The sequence below is a fragment of the Halomonas sp. AOP43-A1-21 genome, assembly GCF_052376775.1.
Classification (GTDB): domain Bacteria; phylum Pseudomonadota; class Gammaproteobacteria; order Pseudomonadales; family Halomonadaceae; genus Vreelandella; species Vreelandella colorata.
Genome location: NZ_JBQSWC010000009.1, coordinates 98,411 through 117,504 on the forward strand (window position 1 = coordinate 98,411; position 19,094 = coordinate 117,504).

At 51.4% G+C, this 19,094-nt stretch carries 17 protein-coding genes; 3 read left to right on the plus strand and 14 right to left on the minus strand.

Annotated features, from left to right (window positions below; translation table 11 throughout):
- Positions 1-115: 115 nt before the first annotated feature.
- Together ACT3R7_RS07200 and ACT3R7_RS07205 are read left to right on the plus strand one after the other, a co-directional pair.
- Positions 116-616, plus strand: a complete 501-nt coding sequence (locus ACT3R7_RS07200; RefSeq protein WP_018916247.1) for a peptidylprolyl isomerase — start codon at positions 116-118, stop codon at positions 614-616.
- 15 nt (positions 617-631) lie between these two features.
- Positions 632-1,405, plus strand: a complete 774-nt coding sequence (locus tag ACT3R7_RS07205) for a UDP-2,3-diacylglucosamine diphosphatase (RefSeq protein ID WP_193092214.1) — start codon at positions 632-634, stop codon at positions 1,403-1,405.
- 91 nt (positions 1,406-1,496) lie between these two features.
- On the opposite strand, the gene ACT3R7_RS07210 is transcribed toward ACT3R7_RS07205, so the two are convergent.
- The 6 genes from ACT3R7_RS07210 to tig all read right to left on the minus strand — a co-directional run bounded on the left by ACT3R7_RS07210 (position 1,497) and on the right by tig (position 9,914).
- Positions 1,497-3,314, minus strand: coding sequence for a SurA N-terminal domain-containing protein (locus ACT3R7_RS07210; protein WP_193092215.1), 1,818 nt, complete (start codon positions 3,312-3,314; stop codon positions 1,497-1,499).
- Between the two features lie 148 nt (positions 3,315-3,462).
- Positions 3,463-3,735: an HU family DNA-binding protein gene (locus tag ACT3R7_RS07215; RefSeq protein WP_018916250.1), complete on the minus strand. Its 273-nt coding sequence runs from the start codon at positions 3,733-3,735 to the stop codon at positions 3,463-3,465.
- A 191-nt stretch (positions 3,736-3,926) separates the two neighbouring features.
- Entirely contained in the window at positions 3,927-6,329 is a 2,403-nt protein-coding gene (lon, locus tag ACT3R7_RS07220; RefSeq protein ID WP_441675339.1) for an endopeptidase La, read from the minus strand.
- Between the two features lie 190 nt (positions 6,330-6,519).
- Complete coding sequence (clpX, locus tag ACT3R7_RS07225; protein WP_193092217.1) at positions 6,520-7,800, minus strand: ATP-dependent Clp protease ATP-binding subunit ClpX; 1,281 nt, start codon at positions 7,798-7,800, stop codon at positions 6,520-6,522.
- Between the two features lie 74 nt (positions 7,801-7,874).
- Positions 7,875-8,492: an ATP-dependent Clp endopeptidase proteolytic subunit ClpP gene (gene clpP, locus ACT3R7_RS07230; protein WP_192538559.1), complete on the minus strand. Its 618-nt coding sequence runs from the start codon at positions 8,490-8,492 to the stop codon at positions 7,875-7,877.
- 69 nt (positions 8,493-8,561) lie between these two features.
- Positions 8,562-9,914 (minus strand): trigger factor, encoded by a 1,353-nt coding sequence (tig, locus tag ACT3R7_RS07235; RefSeq protein WP_496198955.1) that lies wholly within the window; start codon positions 9,912-9,914, stop codon positions 8,562-8,564.
- A gap of 241 nt (positions 9,915-10,155) precedes the next feature.
- Between tig and ACT3R7_RS07240 the strand changes: the two genes are divergently transcribed.
- Positions 10,156-12,654 (plus strand): EAL domain-containing protein, encoded by a 2,499-nt coding sequence (locus ACT3R7_RS07240; protein ID WP_441675344.1) that lies wholly within the window; start codon positions 10,156-10,158, stop codon positions 12,652-12,654.
- 116 nt (positions 12,655-12,770) lie between these two features.
- On the opposite strand, the gene ACT3R7_RS07245 is transcribed toward ACT3R7_RS07240, so the two are convergent.
- From ACT3R7_RS07245 to infC, 8 genes are all read right to left on the minus strand, one after another.
- Complete coding sequence (locus ACT3R7_RS07245; protein WP_226940207.1) at positions 12,771-13,148, minus strand: hypothetical protein; 378 nt, start codon at positions 13,146-13,148, stop codon at positions 12,771-12,773.
- Between the two features lie 2 nt (positions 13,149-13,150).
- Positions 13,151-13,612, minus strand: coding sequence for a flavodoxin domain-containing protein (locus ACT3R7_RS07250; protein ID WP_192538557.1), 462 nt, complete (start codon positions 13,610-13,612; stop codon positions 13,151-13,153).
- 338 nt (positions 13,613-13,950) lie between these two features.
- The gene (locus tag ACT3R7_RS07255; protein ID WP_018916258.1) at positions 13,951-14,250 is read right to left on the minus strand and encodes an integration host factor subunit alpha; all 300 of its coding nucleotides are present in this window, start codon (positions 14,248-14,250) and stop codon (positions 13,951-13,953) included.
- A gap of 66 nt (positions 14,251-14,316) precedes the next feature.
- Positions 14,317-16,698 (minus strand): phenylalanine--tRNA ligase subunit beta, encoded by a 2,382-nt coding sequence (gene pheT / locus ACT3R7_RS07260; protein ID WP_193092219.1) that lies wholly within the window; start codon positions 16,696-16,698, stop codon positions 14,317-14,319.
- A gap of 26 nt (positions 16,699-16,724) precedes the next feature.
- Positions 16,725-17,744 carry a phenylalanine--tRNA ligase subunit alpha gene (gene pheS, locus ACT3R7_RS07265; protein ID WP_193092220.1) on the minus strand — a complete coding sequence of 340 codons (1,020 nt, stop codon included), beginning with the start codon at positions 17,742-17,744 and terminating at the stop codon, positions 16,725-16,727.
- A gap of 153 nt (positions 17,745-17,897) precedes the next feature.
- Complete coding sequence (rplT, locus tag ACT3R7_RS07270) at positions 17,898-18,251, minus strand: 50S ribosomal protein L20 (RefSeq protein WP_018916261.1); 354 nt, start codon at positions 18,249-18,251, stop codon at positions 17,898-17,900.
- A gap of 56 nt (positions 18,252-18,307) precedes the next feature.
- Positions 18,308-18,502 (minus strand): 50S ribosomal protein L35, encoded by a 195-nt coding sequence (gene rpmI / locus ACT3R7_RS07275; protein WP_009724291.1) that lies wholly within the window; start codon positions 18,500-18,502, stop codon positions 18,308-18,310.
- Between the two features lie 81 nt (positions 18,503-18,583).
- The gene (infC, locus tag ACT3R7_RS07280) at positions 18,584-19,075 is read right to left on the minus strand and encodes a translation initiation factor IF-3 (RefSeq protein ID WP_018916263.1); all 492 of its coding nucleotides are present in this window, start codon (positions 19,073-19,075) and stop codon (positions 18,584-18,586) included.
- Positions 19,076-19,094: the final 19 nt, after the last annotated feature.

The window sequence follows — 19,094 nt, forward strand, 5'->3', positions numbered from 1 at the left end:
CCAGTACCTACGCTAATCGGGTTAGCGCTTCGCGGTGCAGGGCAAAACCGCTATTATAGCGTGACGCCGATGCACAGCGCCAAGGCGAACGCCTTTATTGAACAGGAATTTATCTATGATCGTATTACAGACGAACCACGGTGACATCACTATCGCGCTTAATCATGAAAAAGCGCCGGTAACAGCGGCTAACTTTGAGCAGTATGTTCGTGACGGCTTCTACGATGGCACACTGTTTCACCGGGTCATCGACGGATTCATGGTCCAAGGCGGTGGTTTTGACCAGGACTTTAATCAGAAGCCTACGCGTGACCCGATCGAAAATGAAGCGGACAACGGCTTGAAAAACACCGTTGGCACGCTGGCCATGGCCCGCACCCAGGATCCGAACTCGGCTACCGCTCAGTTTTTTATCAATGTGGGCGACAACAGCTTTTTAGACCATAGCGGCAAAAGCCTGCAAGGCTGGGGTTACGCGGTTTTCGGTGAAGTAGTTGAAGGTATGGATGTGGTTAACGCTATCAAGGGCGTGAGCACTACTCGCCGCGGCATGCACGCCGATGTGCCAGCGGAAGACGTGATTATTGAGCGTGCCTATGTAAAAGAAGCGGAATAACCCTTCGGGAGCTTTATGCGCACACTGCTTGTAGCTGATATGCACCTAAGCAGCGACACCCCTGAGATCAATCAGGGGTTTTATCGCTATTTGGAACACACTGCTCAAGGAGCCAATGCCCTTTATATACTGGGCGATCTTTTTGATGCGTGGATTGGCGATGACCTGCTTGATACTCAGCACCCGCTGAGTGCGGTAGCTCATGAGGTTATCCAACGCTTACGCCAGCTGAGCGATAACGGTACAGCCATTTACATAATGCATGGCAACCGGGATTTCTTATTGGGTGATCGCTTTATCAATGCCTGCCAGGCATCGCTTCTCTCGGATGTACAGGAAGTGGAGCTGGAAGGCCTGGCGGTTGCCCTGCTGCATGGCGACAGCTTATGCACCAAGGATGAGGCCTACATGGCCTTTCGCCAGCAGTCACGCAATCCTGAATGGCAGGCTCAAATATTGGCCCTGCCGTTTGAGCAGCGCCTGGAACTGGCTAAAAGCTTGCGGTTACAGTCGGGTGATGCCAATGCCAACAAGGCTGAGGCGATCATGGATGTGACCCAGGACGAAGTAGTAGCACTGATGGAGCGCTTCGGCCTTACTACCATGATTCATGGCCATACCCACCGGCCAAAGGTGCACGACCTTACGGTGGAAGATGTGCCTGCCAAGCGCTTTGTGCTGGGCGACTGGGATAATCAGCACGGCTGGGATGTGATCATTGAACGATCAGATCATAATACCATGCCACACTTGCGCCAGTTTGACCTGACAACGCCTCCAGCGGCTTAGTCTGTTCATAATCTAGCGATAAAAAAGCCGATCAATTTGATCGGCTTTTTATCTCAGTTGTTATCTTAGGCGCTCGCCTTACGTGAGTAGACTAGCGCTTAATATCGGCATCCTGATGCAGGTTATCAATCAAGCCTTGAATCACTGCCTGAGCCCTTAACTGCTCTGACATTTGCGCGACAAAACCTGACATCTGTTCGTCAACCTCACCGTCAGAGACCTCATCCAAGGCCACCACGGCAACGCCCTGCGGCAACACAACTGCCCGATAAAGGCTCTCGCCATCTTCCGGATGTGGCATGCGGAAGGCTTCCTGCACTAATGCCTGAGGCAATGCGCTCTCCGACTGGCGGCTCACATTGGCGGCCTCCAGCCAATCGACATCGACTGACTCACCGGCATTAAGCTCAGCGGTCATGGCTTGCGCCTGCTCCAGCACGGCCTGCTGGCGCTGTTCTGCCGCGACGGATTGCTCTACTTCATCGCGCACTTCATCCAGGCCAATCAATGTTGCATCGCGATGCTCTGCGACACGCAGCACCAGGCGACGGTCATCATCCAATTCGATGACTTCGCTGTTATAGCCATCTCCCAAGACTTCGTCGCTAAAGGCTTCATCCAGCACGCCTGGCTCAGAAAGGACGCCTTCCCCTTCACCACGGGCAAGCCAGTCGGTCTGATTGAGGGTTAGGTCCAGCTGGTCGGCAACGCTTTGCAAATCTTCAGCGGCGAAACTTTCATCAATCAGCTGCTGCACTTTGGTATTAAACGTGTCGTTGACTTCAGTCAGGGCAACGTTCTGGCGCAGCATCTCACGCTGCTCTTCAAATGCAGGCGCATCGATTTCGGTCACTTGAAGGATATGGAATGCACCGTCAATCTCCACCGCCGAAGAAGTGTCTCCTTCTTCGAGGGCAAAGGCGGCATTATCAAACTCTTCGCCAAAAATGCCGCGTGAAATCGTACCTAAATCTCCGCCCTCTTCGGCACTGGCCGTATCATCAGAGTAACGCAGTGCGGTGTCAGCAAAGGTTTCACCGCTTTCTAGATCGCTTTTTGCGGTTTCAGCAATCTCGCGCGCTTCATCACGAGTGCGCTCATCGCCAAATGCCACCATGATATGCGAGATACGTCGATCGGCATTTTGATTCTGTTCACGCCACGCATTGCGCAGAGTTTGTTCATCGACATCGCTTTCAGAAGCCATCTCCTGACGATCAATCAGCACATATTCGACGCGCACTTGCTCAGGACGCTCAAAGCGCTCCTGATTGGCATCATAGTAGGCTTGCACCTGCTCGTCGGTGACATTGGTCTCGATATTGGCGTTATCGTTATCCAACAATACGTAACGGAAACTGCGCTGCTGACGCTGCAGCTCCGCTAAACGATTCTGTTCGCTTGGCAGGCTAAAATCACTAAACGCCAGACCTTGCTGCAAGTGCTGACGTTTGATGTCAAGGCGCAGGTCTTGCCTAAATGAGACAGGCGTGTAGCCTGCGCCTGCCAGACGGTTGCGGAAAATCTCAGCTGAGAAACGGCCTTCCTGGTCATGAAACTCGGGCAGTCCAACAATGATCTGATCTAGCTGTGCATCGGAAACAAAAAAACCGCCGTCATCGGCGTACTGCGTTAGCAGTTGCTGTGTAATCAGCTGATCAAGCATGTCATTGCGTAACGCGCGTTCCTGCTCTGGCGGCACTTGGCCAGAGCGCAGCGCCCGCTGCACTTCAAGCTCCACCTGCTGACGCATGATGGGCTCACCGTTAACGCTTGCGACCTCATTGGGATCACTACCAAAGACACTAAACAGGGATTCCACCCCAAACAGCGCCATGGCAGCTACCATGAGACCGATAATAATTTTGGCGCCCCAGCTTCTGGAGCCATTTCGAATACTTTGCAGCATGCTAGCCTCAGATAAACACAGCCATACAAATAAACCTTAATGTTGCCCGAAAATTGTTTTCGGATAACCCCTTAAATACCAGGCCAGAAAATAACATGGGCGCATCGCGGATGCGATGCGCCCATTAGATTACTTAAACACAGATCAATTAATTGACGGCGTCTTTCAGCGCCTTGCCTGCTTTGAAGCTGGGTACTTTAGCAGCTTTGATCTCAATAGGCTGACCAGTCTGCGGGTTACGACCAGTACGTGCAGCACGTTCTTTAATTGCGAAGGTACCAAAACCTACCAGTGAAACGCCTTCACCTTTTTTGAGGCTCTCGGTGACAGACTCCACCATGGCATCCAATGCGCGGGTTGCCGCTGCTTTAGGAATATCGGCAGACGCGGCAATGGCTTCAATCAGCTCGGACTTATTCACACTTCACCCCTTAACTGTTTCAAAAAAATGGCTCTGAACGGCATGGCCACCAGAAGGTACAACCTCAAAGCATAGCTGCGTTTTATAGCAATGCCTTGAAACACCTGTCAAGCAACCACGCCGTGAAATGCCCGCCGCACAAGGCATTGGGCAAATTCATTAAGTAAAATTAAAGACCAATGGCTTTAAAATTAATGGGTATTGGCGACGGCGGAGGCGTCAAACGATGACTCAGTGCTCTTTAACGGAGCACCTCCATCGTTTTCATTACTAACTAACGCCACTGCCAATACATCATCTATCCAGCGTACCGGACGAATATCAAGTGCCCCTTTGATATTTTCCGGTACTTCCTTGAGATCACGACGGTTTTCTTCAGGAATCAAGACAGTCTTTATACCACCGCGGCGGGCTGCCAGCAATTTCTCCTTCAAGCCGCCAATCGGCAGAACTTCACCACGCAGGTTCACTTCACCGGTCATGGCGACATCGCAACGTACCGCACGCTGTGTATAGGCCGAGACCATTGCCGTAACCATTGCCACGCCCGCGCTGGGGCCATCTTTAGGCGTCGCGCCTTCAGGCACATGGATATGCAGGTCTTCAACCTCAAACCGCGCAGGGTCGATACCAAAGCCTTTGGCGCGCGCTTTGACAACCGTTTGCGCCGCGCTAACCGACTCTTTCATGACATCGCCCAGCGAGCCGGTTTTATGGATGCGTCCTTTACCCGGCGTAACCACCGACTCGATGCTTAAAAGCTCGCCACCCACCGATGTCCAGGCAAGGCCTGTCACACGGCCGATCTGATCATCCTGCTCTGCCAAACCATAGCTGTAGCGCCTTACGCCCGCATAGGTCTCAATCTGCTCGGCAGATAGAACCTGCTGCTCTTCAAGCCCCTTACTCTCAAGACGCTCACGAAGTACCTTACGACACACCTTCGCAATTTGCCGCTCTAACTCCCGGACACCGGCTTCACGCGTATAGTAACGAATAAGCTCTAACAGCGCGTCATCTTGAAGCGCCAGCTCGTCGGTTTTCAAGCCATTAGCTGCAAGTTGCTTAGGCAGCAGGTAACGCCGTGCGATCGCCAGCTTCTCATCTTCGGTGTAGCCAGGCAGACGAATAATTTCCATACGGTCCAAAAGCGGACCAGGAATATTCATGGAGTTGGCAGTACAGATAAACAGCGTTTCCGAGAGATCATAATCGAGTTCAAGGTAGTGATCGCTGAAACTGTTGTTCTGCTCTGGATCCAACACTTCAAGCAGCGCCGAAGCGGGGTCTCCGCGGTGATCCATGCCTAGCTTATCGACTTCATCCAGCAAAAAGAGCGGATTCTTAACACCTGCACGACTCATGCGCTGCATTAGCTTGCCCGGCAGCGAACCGATATAGGTGCGTCGGTGCCCCCGGATTTCAGATTCATCGCGTACACCGCCCAGTGCCAAGCGCACGTACTTGCGGTTCGTCGCCCGCGCAATCGACTGACCCAGAGAGGTCTTACCCACCCCTGGCGGGCCTACCAGACACAGCACCGGGCCTTTCATCTTGCGAACGCGCTTTTGTACGGCCAGGTACTCAAGAATGCGCGCCTTGACTTCTTCCAGGCCGTAATGATCCTCATCAAGCACCTCTTGCGCTTTGACTAGATCGTGCTTCACGCGCGTGCGTTTTTTCCAAGGTACTGCTATCAACCAGTCAAGGTAGGAGCGTACAACGGTCGACTCGGCAGAGTTAGTGGCCATCATTTTGAGCTTGTTAAGCTCTTGAGTCGCTTTAGCGGCGGCCTCTTGAGGCATGCCTGACTCTTTGATTGCCTTCTCGTACTTTTCCGCCTCGTTAGGCACGTTGTCGAGCTCACCCATTTCTTTCTGGATGGCCTTCATCTGCTCGTTGAGGTAGTACTCGCGCTGTGTTTTCTCCATCTGCTCTTTAACCCGCGAGCGGATGCGCTTTTCTACCTGAAGCAGATCAATTTCGGACTCGATCAACGCCATGAGGTGTTCGATGCGATCACGCACTCGATCCATCTCTAAAAGCTCTTGCTTATCGCCAATTTTCAGCGATAAGTGAGCGCAGATGGTATCCACCAAACGGCTTGGGTCCTCAATACCTGATAGCGAGTTAAGCACCTCGTTAGGCACTTTTTTGGACAGTTTGACGTATTGCTCGAACTGATTAAGCAGCACACGCACAAGCGCTTCCTGCTCGCGACTACTTAGTGGCTCGCTCTCACGCGGAGACAGGTGCGCCTGGGTGTAGCCCGCTTCGTTCTCTTCGATCTCAAGTACATCTGCGCGAAAGCTGCCCTCTATCAGCACTTTTACAGTGCCGTCAGGCAGTTTCAGCAGTTGCATAATATCCGCCACGGTTCCCATGGCGTAAAGATCAGCATTATCCGGCTCGTCCTGGGAAGCTTCGCGTTGAGCCACCAGCAATACACGCTTATCAGCTTCCATCGCCACTTCAAGCGCTTGGATCGACTTTTCACGACCCACAAATAGCGGGATAACCATCTGCGGGTAAACCACGACATCCCGCAATGGTAATAGGGGTAGACATTGAGTCTGTTCGGCGTTCTGCTGCATCGCAGACGTTCCTCAACAAATCGGATGAGTACTCGATAAAACGCTTAGCCAAGTACATCACTGTATGAAAAGTACTACGCAGTGTAGAGCATGCTACGCAGTGACACCTTATGAACAACGAGGGGCCGCCTAGGCGACCCCTCGAAATGGCGCAAGCGCTTAAAGCTAGGCCGCGGCTATTGATTCATTACTAGCCATCAGTGCCATCAACCTTCGCTTCTTCCTGCTTTGAGTACACTAAAAGCGGCTCGCTTTCACCAGCAATTACCGAATCATCGATAACCACCTTGCTGACGTTTTCCAATGAAGGAATTTCATACATGGTGTCAAGCAATACTGATTCAAGGATCGAGCGTAGGCCACGTGCACCTGTTTTACGCTCCATTGCCTTGCCAGCAACCGCCCGCAACGCTTCATCTCTGAACTCAAGCGTTACGCCCTCCATTTCGAAGAGCTTCGCATACTGCTTGATGAGAGAGTTTTTAGGCTCTGTCAAAATCTGCACCAGCGCATCTTCGGTAAGCTCGGTTAGCGTCGCGATCACCGGAAGACGACCAACGAACTCTGGAATCAAACCAAATTTCACCAGATCCTCAGGTTCGACATCCGCTAACAGCTCGCCCACACCGCGCGATGACTCTTTGCTTTTTACGCTGGCATTGAACCCGATGCCGCCTTTTTCAGCACGGTCACGGATAACCTTATCCAGCCCAGCGAAAGCACCGCCCACAATGAACAGAATATTGCCAGTATTAACCTGAACAAATTCCTGCTGTGGATGCTTACGCCCGCCTTGAGGCGGTACAGAGGCCGTGGTGCCCTCAATCAGTTTGAGTAGCGCCTGCTGCACGCCCTCGCCCGATACATCACGTGTAATGGACGGGTTATCTGACTTGCGTGAAATTTTGTCGATTTCATCAATGTAAACAATGCCGCGCTCGGCTTTCTCTACATCGTAGTCGCATTTTTGCAGCAGTTTTTGGATGATGTTTTCAACATCTTCACCCACATAACCTGCTTCGGTCAGCGTTGTTGCATCCGCAATGGTGAAAGGTACGTTCAATAAACGCGCCATGGTTTCCGCCAGCAGCGTTTTACCGCTACCTGTCGGGCCGATGAGCAGAATATTGGATTTACCTAGTTCTACATCGCCATCACGCACATCCGTTTTAAGACGCTTGTAGTGGTTATAAACCGCTACAGACAGCACCATCTTGGCGCGGTCTTGTCCGATGACGTAGTCGTCCAGGGTATGACGTATTTCGCGAGGCGTAGGTAAACGCTCCTCATCGCTCTCGGCATCGGCTTCGAGAACTTCCTCGCGAATGATGTCATTACATAAGTCGACACACTCATCGCAGATATATACGGACGGACCAGCAATTAGCTTACGCACTTCGTTTTGGTTTTTTCCGCAAAACGAGCAGTAAAGCAGTTTGCCACCTTCGTCCTTGCCTTTGCCGTCGGCCATTCGCGTACCTCTGTCACTGCGGCGGCTTACACCGCCATAAAAGCTCGTTAGAAAAGCAAAACCTCATCACGCTATCAGGATGTAGGCCGCTTATCCAGCACTGCGTCAATCAAGCCATACTCTTGAGCTTTATTGGCGCTCATAAAGTTATCACGATCAGTATCACGGGCAACCGTTTCTAAATCCTGGCCGGTATGGTGCGCCAAAATCTGATTGAGCTTCTCGCGGATACCTAAAATCTCACGGGTGTGGATTTCGATATCAGAAGCCTGCCCCTGATAGCCACCCAGCGGCTGATGAATCATAACGCGCGAGTTGGGAAGGCAATAACGCTTGCCTGCCGCACCGGCTGTTAACAGCAGTGCGCCCATGCTGGCCGCTTGACCAATGCACACGGTTGATACATCGGGCTTAACAAACTGCATTGTGTCATAAATCGACATACCTGCAGTTACCGATCCGCCCGGTGAGTTGATGTAAAGGTGGATATCCTTATCGGGATTTTCCGATTCAAGGAACAACATCTGAGCGACCACCAGGTTAGCCATGTAGTCTTCAACAGGGCCAACCAGGAAAATCACGCGTTCTTTCAGCAGACGCGAGTAAATATCATAGGCTCTTTCCCCTTTGGCGCTCTGCTCAACCACCATGGGCACTAAACCGCCGGCGTTTTGAATATCAAATTCACTCATTAAGGTGATTCCTTGCGTCCGGTAAGGGAAAGGCGCACCGCAAACGGTGCGCCGCGCTGATGGGGTAACTTAGGCGTCCGCTTTCTCGCCTTCTTCAGCACCCTCGTCTTGCTCAGCCTGTTGCTGAGCGGCAGCTAGTGCTTCCTGATAAGACATTTCAACATCTTTAACGTTCGTTTGCTCAAGCAGCTTGTCTACCGCTTTCTCTTCGAGAATGGCAGATTTTACCTGAGTTTTCAGCTGATCGTTGCTCATGTAGTACTCAACAACCTCGGAAGGATCCTGGTACTGCTCGGCAAGCTGTTCTACTTTCGCTTTTATAGCAGAATCGTCAGCGTCAAGCTCATTAGCTTTGATTACTTCAGCCAGCAGAAGGCCTACCTGAACGCGGCCTTTAGCCTGCTCTTCGAAAAGCTCATTGGGCAGCTGACTAACATCGAAGTCTTCTCCCAGACCGAACTGCTGTGCCGCTTGACGCTTCATGGCATCGGTTTCTTGCTGAACCAGTGCGCTCGGCACCATGATGTCATTGGCTTTTTTCAGCGCGTCCAGCACTTGCTGCTTAACACGATTATCGACGGCCTGCGTCGCTTCACGAGTCATGTTTTTCTTAATTTCAGCGCGGAATTTTTCCTGGTCGCCATCTTCAACGCCGAAGCGTTCAATGAAGGCATCATCAATTTCAGGTAGTTTCTGTGTGCTGACTTTATGAACCGTAACGTTAAAGCTTGCTTCCTTACCAGCCAAGTGTTCGGCTTGGTAATCTTCTGGGAAGGTCACTTTAATGGTTTTATCTTCGCCGGCTTTAGCACCGATCAGCTGCTCTTCAAAGCCTGGAATAAAGCTGTTGGAGCCAATAACCAAGGAGTGGCCTTCTGCACTACCACCTTCAAACGGCTCATCGCCCAGGAAACCCTGGAAATCGATAGTCACCTGATCGCCATCAGCTGCCGGCGCATCAGTCTCCTGCCAATCAGCATTCTGTTTGCGCAGTGTTTCAATCATTTCATCAACGTCAGCATCGCTTACGCTAACCACCGGGCGCTCAACATCGGTACCTTCAATCGATGTCAGCTCAACCTCGGGGTAGATTTCCATGATCGCTACAAATTCTAGATCTTTGCCAGTCTGGTTAACCTGGGGCTCGATCTGGGGGTAGCCAGCCGGATTAAGGCCTTCTTCGGTGATCGCACGTACATAGCGCTCGCGCATCACCTCACCCACCACTTCACTGCGGACGCTGTCGCTGTAGCGCTGACGAACGACGGACATCGGCACCCGGCCTTGACGAAAACCATTCAGGCGCACGTTTTTCGCGGTGTCTATCAGGCGAGCACTGACAGCCTCGTCGATTTCGGCAGCCGGTACTTGAATAGTAATACGGCGTTCGATCTGGGAGGTCGTCTCGACGGAAACTTGCATGAATTGTCCTCTAGCGGCTGGGCGTTATGTTAACTGTGTTTAAATAAATTCTAAGGGGCAATTTTATGAACCCTAGCGCAAGGTGGCAAGCGCCATGCTCGCAAGATGGGGGCACAGCGATTAATTACAAGGGAATAAGTGACTAATTTATTACTTTTAGACCTTGGCCAAAGAATTATTTGCTCAATACGGTATGCTACCTACAACTTAGCAACCTTTACTGGCTATCGTAACGATACTCATGACTATTCATCAAGATTTACCCATTTCACGCATCATGCAAACCAGCATTTTGCACTGCGCAGCCGACACTCCCCTTTACCAGGCTGCAAAACGCATGACCGAGCGTCACTGTAGCTCCATTGTCATTATGGAAAATCAAAAAGCTGTGGGTATCTGGACAGAGCATGACGCCCTAACAATTAATTTCGATACGCCCTCTGCCCTCATGCGGCCTATCGCTGATTTTATGTCTGCACCGGTATATACCGCAACGCATCAAATGTTGCTAAGCGAAGCGACTCTCCTTCTCAATACCCACAAGCTTCGCCATCTCCTGATCATTAATGAAGAACAGCAGCCAATCGGGATTTTATCGCAAACCGATATTGCCGTTAATCAGGGACTAGAGCCCTACCTTCGCCTTCGCGAAGTACATGCTGCCATGCGATGCAACCCACTAATAATTGATGGCTCGCTAAATTTGGCGGAAGCTGCATTACAAATGCGCAATCACCATCAAGATGCTGCGATTATTCTATGCAATGATCAGCTCGGCATTATTACTGAGCGTGACATCGTATCGTTTATCGCCAATCAGTCCGATGATACCCCGGTGAAGTATCTGGCTAGTCAGCCATTGATCTCTATTGAGGCAACCGCACCATTAATCAACGCACGGGATCTTTTGATTGATCACCGTGTACGCCACTTAGCTGTTCACAATAACGATGGCGATATCATCGGCTTGCTTGGATTTTCCGACATACTTCACGGCGCTGAATACTTGTATCTTGCCGACTTACGCGATGCCCTTAAGCAACGCGATCAAGCGCTGGCGCGCTCGAATCAAAACCTGCAGTTGGCAGAGCGAGTAATTGATTCATCGTTGGAAGGAATTATCATTACCGATGCTGCAGCATGTATTGAATTTGTGAATCCTGCCTTCACCCACCTAACCGGCTATAGCCTGGATGATGTACTGGGCAAGACGCCAAACGTGCTAGGTTCAGGCCGGCAAGATGCAGCGTTCTATGAGCAAATGTGGAATACCCTAAAAGCAGATGGCTATTGGCGAGGCGAGGTATGGAATCGGCGTAAATCGGGTGAGCTATATCTTGAGCTACTGACCATCACGGCTATTCGCGATGACATGGGCATAACACAGCACTACGCCGGACTCTTTTCAGATATCACGCACATGCGTGAAAACGAAGAGCAGATTCGCCACTTGGCCTACTACGATGTGTTAACCCGGCTACCCAATCGTCGCCTGCTTGAAGATCGCATCACTCTGGCTATTCGCCACGCCCATCGCGCCACAGAACAGCTGGCGGTGATATTTATCGATTTGGACCATTTCAAGCAGGTAAACGACACACTGGGACACGCCCTAGGAGATGACCTTCTGTTAAGTGTTGCCGAGCGTATGACGGCTAAACTACGCGAAGATGATACGCTCGCCCGACTGGGCGGAGACGAATTTATTGCATTACTGCCTAATATTAACGGTTTTTCCGAAGCCTCTTCCGTTGCCCAACGATTAATTGACGCCGTCGGCGCACCTTATTCGTTACACGGCCACAGTTTTCGCATTGGCTCCAGTTTGGGCATCAGCCTTTACCCTGATGACGGCAGCACTTCTGAAGCATTAATCCAGCATGCCGACGCAGCAATGTATCGTGCCAAACGTGAAGGGCGAAATACCTATCGCCTATATCAGGCGGCTGTCGATCAGCAGGCGCGTGACCAATTAAGCATGGAAACGGCCTTGCGTAACGCGGTTGAAACCGGCGAAGGCTTATACATGGCTTATCAGCCGCTAGTTCAGCGCAACAATCGCCGGCTCGCCTCTGCCGAGGCGCTCGTTCGCTGGAGACATCCACAGCGCGGCCTGATACCACCGGGTGAGTTTATTCCTCTTGCAGAACGCTCAGGCTTAATTTTGCCGTTAGGCGAAAAGGTAATCGACCTGGTACTTGCTGACATGCGGGCATGGAAGGCTACAGGAAAAAAACTAATCTCTGTGGCCATTAATCTTTCCACCGCTCAGTTTTGGCAGTCCAATTTCGTTAATCATATTACTCAGAAATTACGTGATAGCCAGCTTTCCCCCGCTTTGATCACCTTTGAGCTAACCGAAAGCATACTGCTTAACCGCGAAGCAGAGGGAGCGACCCTGCTCAAACAATTACGTGCATTGGGTTGTGGTATTGCGCTGGATGATTTTGGCACAGGCTATTCCTCACTAAGCTATTTGCATAACATTCCCGCCCATAGCCTTAAAATAGATCGCAGTTTTATTGAGGCCTTGCACCCACAAGAAAACAGCAGCCGTACCATTGTTGCAGCGATTGCAAGCCTTGCCCGTGAACTGGGTTTAAAAGTAGTCGCCGAAGGCGTTGAAACGGAGCAGCAATGGAATCTGCTGGGAGAATACGCTATCGACTTTATTCAAGGATTTTATATAGCCAAACCCCAGCCGGCCAGCCACTTTGCTGAATTACTCGAAGCGAACTGAACGCTTCACTACCAATGAACCACTCATGCCTGCTAAACAGCATCATGCCTACCAAACACAGTATAAAGGCGCTTAAAAAGGCGCCTTTATAATCTGCCTATTTAGCCAGCTATGGATTACCTGCGGCGTTCATGTCCCCACCATAGGCTTACCGCATGAATTAACAAGCCGCAGGTAGCCGCATGAGATATAAACACTTGCCAGCTAATCCAGGTGGTAAAAATTGCGTGCCAGATACCCATAATCACTGCGCCGATGACAAGCATTAGCGCAAACCGAATACCCAGCCTAGGCAGTTTCCGTCGACTATCGCTGGTTAATAGGCGCCATTGCGCTATTGCGGCAGCAGCTACGAAAACTACCGCCATTATAATCAGTGTTTGACGGGTGCTATGTCCGCCCGCCATAAAGCGTGGCAAAGATGCCAGCATCACTACACATAGCCCCAGCGCAACGCTGACGCGCTCAGCTGAATAAGGCGTTGTTTGCTGCATCGTTAGGCTACCTTTATCTGCTGCTCTTCGATCCATTCCTCGACCCAAGGTACCGCAGCGTCATCGGCCATAAAGGTTTCCATGGCATCTACTTCCAACCGCTCACCCATCCGACGCGCACCGTGATCTTCAAGCAGGCTATCCAGCTTTCTGCCAGCGCCGCAGAAAGTATCGCCATAGGAGCTATCCCCTAACGCAATCAGACCATAGCGAAGTCCCGTAAGTGCAGGGCTTTTATCACTCAGGCCACGCACAAAAGGAACGAAATTACCGGGAAAATCACCATTACCGGTTGTTGAAATCACAAACAATGAAATATCCTCATCGCTTGTCAAATCATCAAGCGTGGGCTGCTCAACAATGTCAACGCCGAATCCGGCTTGCTCAAAGAGTGGCTTTACCTGCTCAGCCACATCTAAAGCGCCACCGTACATCGTACCAACCAATATCTTTAATTGAGGCATTATTGCTATCACCTTTCATGTTCACGGCGCCAATCCGCTGCCTTGCAAATAGCCGTCTGAATTTGTACAAGATATTAACATAGCTTGCTTATACGACCCATTTTGATGGCGCGGGGTTCACCGTCGGCAACGCAGCCGATTTTCCTACCCCTACGCTCACATGTGCTTCTTAGCGCTCTACTGCGGATGCGGCCAATCGTCATAACCACGTCTTTTACCACTGTAAAAAAACGGAGTGCTTAGAAGCACTCCGTTTGTATAGCCGAGACAGTCTAATAGCAATGCGATCCCTATTAAGCACTATCCCTATCAAGCGCTACTTCCCTTCCTATCAAGCACTACTTGTTTTGCACGTAATGCTCGACTTGCTGCTTTAGCTTTTGGCCTGGACGAAACGTTACCACCCGGCGAGCAGAAATAGGTATTTCTTCACCGGTTTTAGGGTTGCGCCCTGGCCGCTCACGCTTATCACGCAGGTCAAAGTTGCCAAACCCTGACAGCTTGACCTGTTCATTTTCTCGTAAGCAGGCTCGAATCTCTTCAAAAAAAGCTTCGACCATGGCTTTTGCTTCTCGCTTAGATAGTGCCAGCTCAGTATGTAAATGCTCTGCCAACTCTGCTTTGGTCAACGCACCCATAGGGACCTCCTTATAGCAAACGCATTGCCAAGAACGTGATAAGCGTCGTGTCGTGGCATATTATTGTCAGCCGCGTAGCTCAGCCTCCAACTGGACACGCACTTGTGTCACGATGGAATCTACCAACTGGTTGATTTCTTCGTCGTTTAGCGTGCGTGAAGGATGCTGCCAGGTCAAGCCTAAAGCAATACTCTTATGGTCGTCCGCCACGCCTTTACCAGCATAGACATCAAATAGCGTAATGTCTTTTAAGTAATCACCGGCTTTTTCTTTGGCGCAATCCAGCAAGGCCTGCACGGGCACTGCGCTTTTAACGATGAAAGCTAAATCGCGACGCACTTCAGGATAACGCGACAAGGCTTCAAAGGCGGGAATCTGGCCTTGGCTTAGGGTATCCAGCCGGACCTCAAACAGTACAGCGTCTACTTTCAGGCCAAGTTTGGCGCGTACTTGCGGGTGCAGTGTGCCAATCCAGCCAGCATGCTCACCATTACACAGTATCTCGGCACTTTGTCCGGGGTGCAGCGCCGAATGCTCAGCGGGTTCAAAACGCCAGGCATCAGGGTTACCCCCCAAAGCTAAAAGACTTTCTAGATCCCCTTTTAGATCGTAAAAGTCGATGCGCTCTTTCGAGCCGGTCCAGCCTTCGGTTTCCCGAGTGCCACAGACTAACGCACCCATCATGGGCACCTGAGAAAGCTGATCTAATTCGCCATTAAATACCAAGCCCGTCTCAAATAACCGTACACGGGTCTGCTGGCGATTTAAATTATGCTCCATCGCCCGCACAAGGCCTGGAAACAAACTTGCCCGCATCACCGACAGATCGGCGGAGATAGGATTGGCAAGTACCGGAGAGACGGCATCAGGCAGTATAGCGGCCTGAAGCTCGGGAGCAACAAAGCTATAAGTAATCGCCTCTTGGAAACCACGAGCGACCATTTGGCGACGCAGTTGCGCCTGGGTCAGCGTTGCTTCATCACTAGAACGTAGCGCTAATCGCGCAGCCGGGCGGCGAACGGGCAGATTATTGTAACCATGAATCCGAGCGATCTCTTCGATCAGGTCTTCTTCAATCGCGACATCGAACCGCCAGCTAGGCGCAACAGCGGACCAACCTTCTGCCTGAAGACTTACCTCAAGCCCCAATCGCGTCAGAATATCAGTGACGTCATCGGTGGCGAGCTTCTTGGAAAGCGCACTTTCCAGGCGCGCTTCACGCAGTAAAATAGTGCGTGGAGCAGGCACATCAGATTCACTGACGCATTCAGTGACAGGCCCTGGTTGACCGCCGCAGATTTCGATCAGCAAGCGTGTTGCCCGTTCAACGGCCACTTTAGCAAGCTCAGGATCCACGCCACGCTCAAAGCGGTGTGACGCATCCGTATGCAGGCCGTAGGAGCGCGCCTGACCGGCAATAGCCAGCGGCGTGAAAAAGGCCGACTCCAAGAAAATCGACTGGGTGGTTTCGTTGACCCCTGAATTTTCTCCGCCCATGACACCCGCCATGGCAAGCAGCCCCGCTTCATCCGCAATCATTAGCGTTTCAGGGCGCAGGGCAACGTCTTGACCATCCAGCAGCGTTAACCGCTCGCCCTCTTTCGCCATGCGTACAATGATGCGGCCGTTCAGGTTATCGCGATCAAATGCATGCATCGGCTGCCCGAGCTCAAGCATAACGTAGTTGGTAACATCAACCACAGGGTCGATGGAGCGAATACCGCTACGACGCAGGCGCTCTCCCATCCAGAGCGGTGTTTCTGCTTTTACATTGATGCCCTTGATAACACGGCCAATATAGCGAGGGCACTGCTCAGACACTTCAACGCTAATAGCAAAGGTGTCGTCAATTAACGGCGCAACGGGTTCAATAACCGGCGGCGTTACGGCCAGACGGTTAAGCACACCCACTTCACGGGCCAGGCCTTTAACGCTTAAACAGTCGCCACGGTTAGGCGTGAGATCTACCTCAATGGTCATATCATTGAGGTGCATATACTCACGGAAATCGACGCCAACAGGTGCAGAATCCGCCAGTACCAAAATACCCGGCGAGGTATCTTCCTCAAGCCCAAGCTCTGATGCTGAACAAATCATGCCGCGTGATTCAACGCCACGCAGTTTTGCCTTTTTAATTTTAAAATCGCCAGGCAAGACACCGCCCACCTGAGCGAACGGTATTTTCTGACCGATATCGACATTGGCCGCACCGCAAACCACTTGCACCGGCTCGCCGGTACCATCGTTTACGGTACAAACGTTTAACTTATCGGCGTCAGGGTGCCTCTCTTTGGTAAGCACTTCAGCCACGACAACGCCACTAAACGCAGCGGCTACCGTCTCAACGGCATCGACCTCTAAGCCGGCCATGGTGATCTGATCTGCAATCGCCTGCGTGTCCAGCTGCGGCGATACCCATTCGCGCAGCCACTGTTCTGAAAATTTCATGATCGTTCCTGTGTTCGGCAGCGGTCTTAAGCGAATTGGCGCAAGAAGCGCAGGTCATTTTCAAAGAACAAACGCAGGTCGTTCACACCGTAACGCAGCATCGCCAGGCGCTCAGCCCCCATACCAAAGGCAAAGCCGGTATAGCGTTCAGTATCAATACCTGAATGACGGAATACTTCTGGGTGCACCATGCCGCAGCCCATCACTTCAAGCCAACCGCTGTGCGAACAGACACGGCATCCTGAGCCACTACACATGACGCACTGAATATCGACTTCGGCAGAAGGCTCAGTAAACGGGAAGTATGAAGGCCGGAAGCGCACAGAAAGATCATCACGCTCAAAAAACGCCTGCAGGAAATCTTCGATTGTACCTTTCAGGTCGGCAAAGCTGACCCCTTCGTCCACCAGCAATCCTTCAACCTGATGAAACATGGGTGTATGAGTCAAATCGGAGTCACTGCGATAAACGCGCCCGGGGCACACAATACGAATCGGTGGCTCGCTCTCTTTCATGGTACGCACCTGTACCGGCGACGTATGTGTTCTCAGCAGACGCGTTGCATCAAAATAAAACGTATCGGCCATGCCGCGCGCAGGGTGATGAGCTGGAATGTTGAGCGCCTCGAAATTGTGATAATCATCTTCAATTTCAGGGCCTACCGCAACGTCATAGCCAATGCGCGTAAACAAGCTTTCAATACGCTCAAGCGTGCGTGTTACGGGATGCAATCCGCCGCTCGCCTGATGACGGCCGGGTAACGTAACGTCGATTCGCTCAGCCGCCAAACGCGCGTTTAGTGCAGTGGTTTCAAGCTGCTGACGCTTGGCATCAATTTCACTTGCCAAGGTCTGCTTGGCCTGGTTGATGCGCTCACCGGCAGCCGGACGCTCTTCAGCCGATAGTTTACCCAAGCCTTTCAGCAAAGCAGTTACTTCGCCTTTTTTGCCCAGGTAGCGAACTCGCAATTCCTCTAGCGCAGCGACATCTTGCGAGGCCTGGATGGCATCACGAGCCTCAGATACCAGAGTAGGAAGGTGGTCCATCCGTTTCACTCCGAATTAAGCGGTTCCCTCGTAATGAGGGTGTAGCACGTTGAAGGTGACAAAAAAACAGGGGAAGAGCGGCTGCTCTTCCCCTGCGGGTCACACTGAAATGACCTTCGTCAATTCACGCTGGCAGTCGCGCAGCGTATGACGTTATTGGGCAGCCTTGGCTTTTTCCACGATAGCAGCAAAAGCAGCTTTTTCGTGTACAGCCAGATCAGCCAATACTTTACGGTCAATTTCGATACCGGCTTTCTTCAAACCGCCAACAAAGCGGCTGTAAGACATACCGTTGATGCGCGCAGCAGCGTTAATACGCTGAATCCACAGCGCACGGAACTGACGCTTACGGTTACGGCGGTCACGATAAGCATACTGGCCCGCTTTAATAACGGCCTGCTTAGCTACACGGAAAACACGCGAACGGGCACCGTAGTAACCTTTAGCCTGCTTCAATACTTTTTTATGGCGACGACGGGCCACTACACCACGCTTAACACGGGTCATAACACACTCCTGACTTTATAGCTGAGGCTTAAAGCACTCAGACAAGAAAATTCGACTTATAGGTTCGGCAGCATGCGTTGGATCAACGCTTTGTCAGAAGCATGAATCTGCTTCATACCACGCAGCTGACGCTTACGCTTAGTCGATTTCTTGGTCAAGATGTGGCTACGGAAAGACTGCTTGTGCTTAAAGCCATTAGCGGTCTTTTTAAAGCGCTTTGCAGCGCCGCTGTTGCTTTTGATTTTCGGCATGAGAAAACTCCGCTCGATATTTTTTAGAAAATCCAGGGCCGACCATCGCCTACGCGATGGCCCGTTGGTTTCGCCGCTGGATCACTTCTTTTTCGGGGCAAGAATCATGATCATCTGGCGGCCTTCCATTTTCGGGAAAGACTCCACCGCTCCGATCTCTTCCAGGTCTGCCGCGATCCGCTCCATCAGCTTGCGGCCGATGTCCTGGTGCGCCATTTCGCGACCACGGAAGCGCAATGTGACCTTACCCTTGTCACCACCTTCCAAAAAGCGAATCAGGTTTTTCAATTTTACCTGATAATCGCCCTCATCGGTGCCAGGACGGAATTTAACTTCCTTGACCTGGATTTGCTTTTGCTTTTTCTTTTGAGCCGCTTTCTGCTTCTTCGTCTCAAAAACGAATTTACCGTAATCCATAATCTTACAGACGATGGGATCGGCATTCGAAATTTGCACAAGGTCTAAACCGGCAGCTTCCGCACGTTCGATTGCTTCAGTGGTGGGCACAACACCCAACTGCTCACCTTCAGCATCGATTAGACGCACTTCTTCTTCGGTAATTCGCTCGTTCATTGGTGGGCGTTTGTCTGCT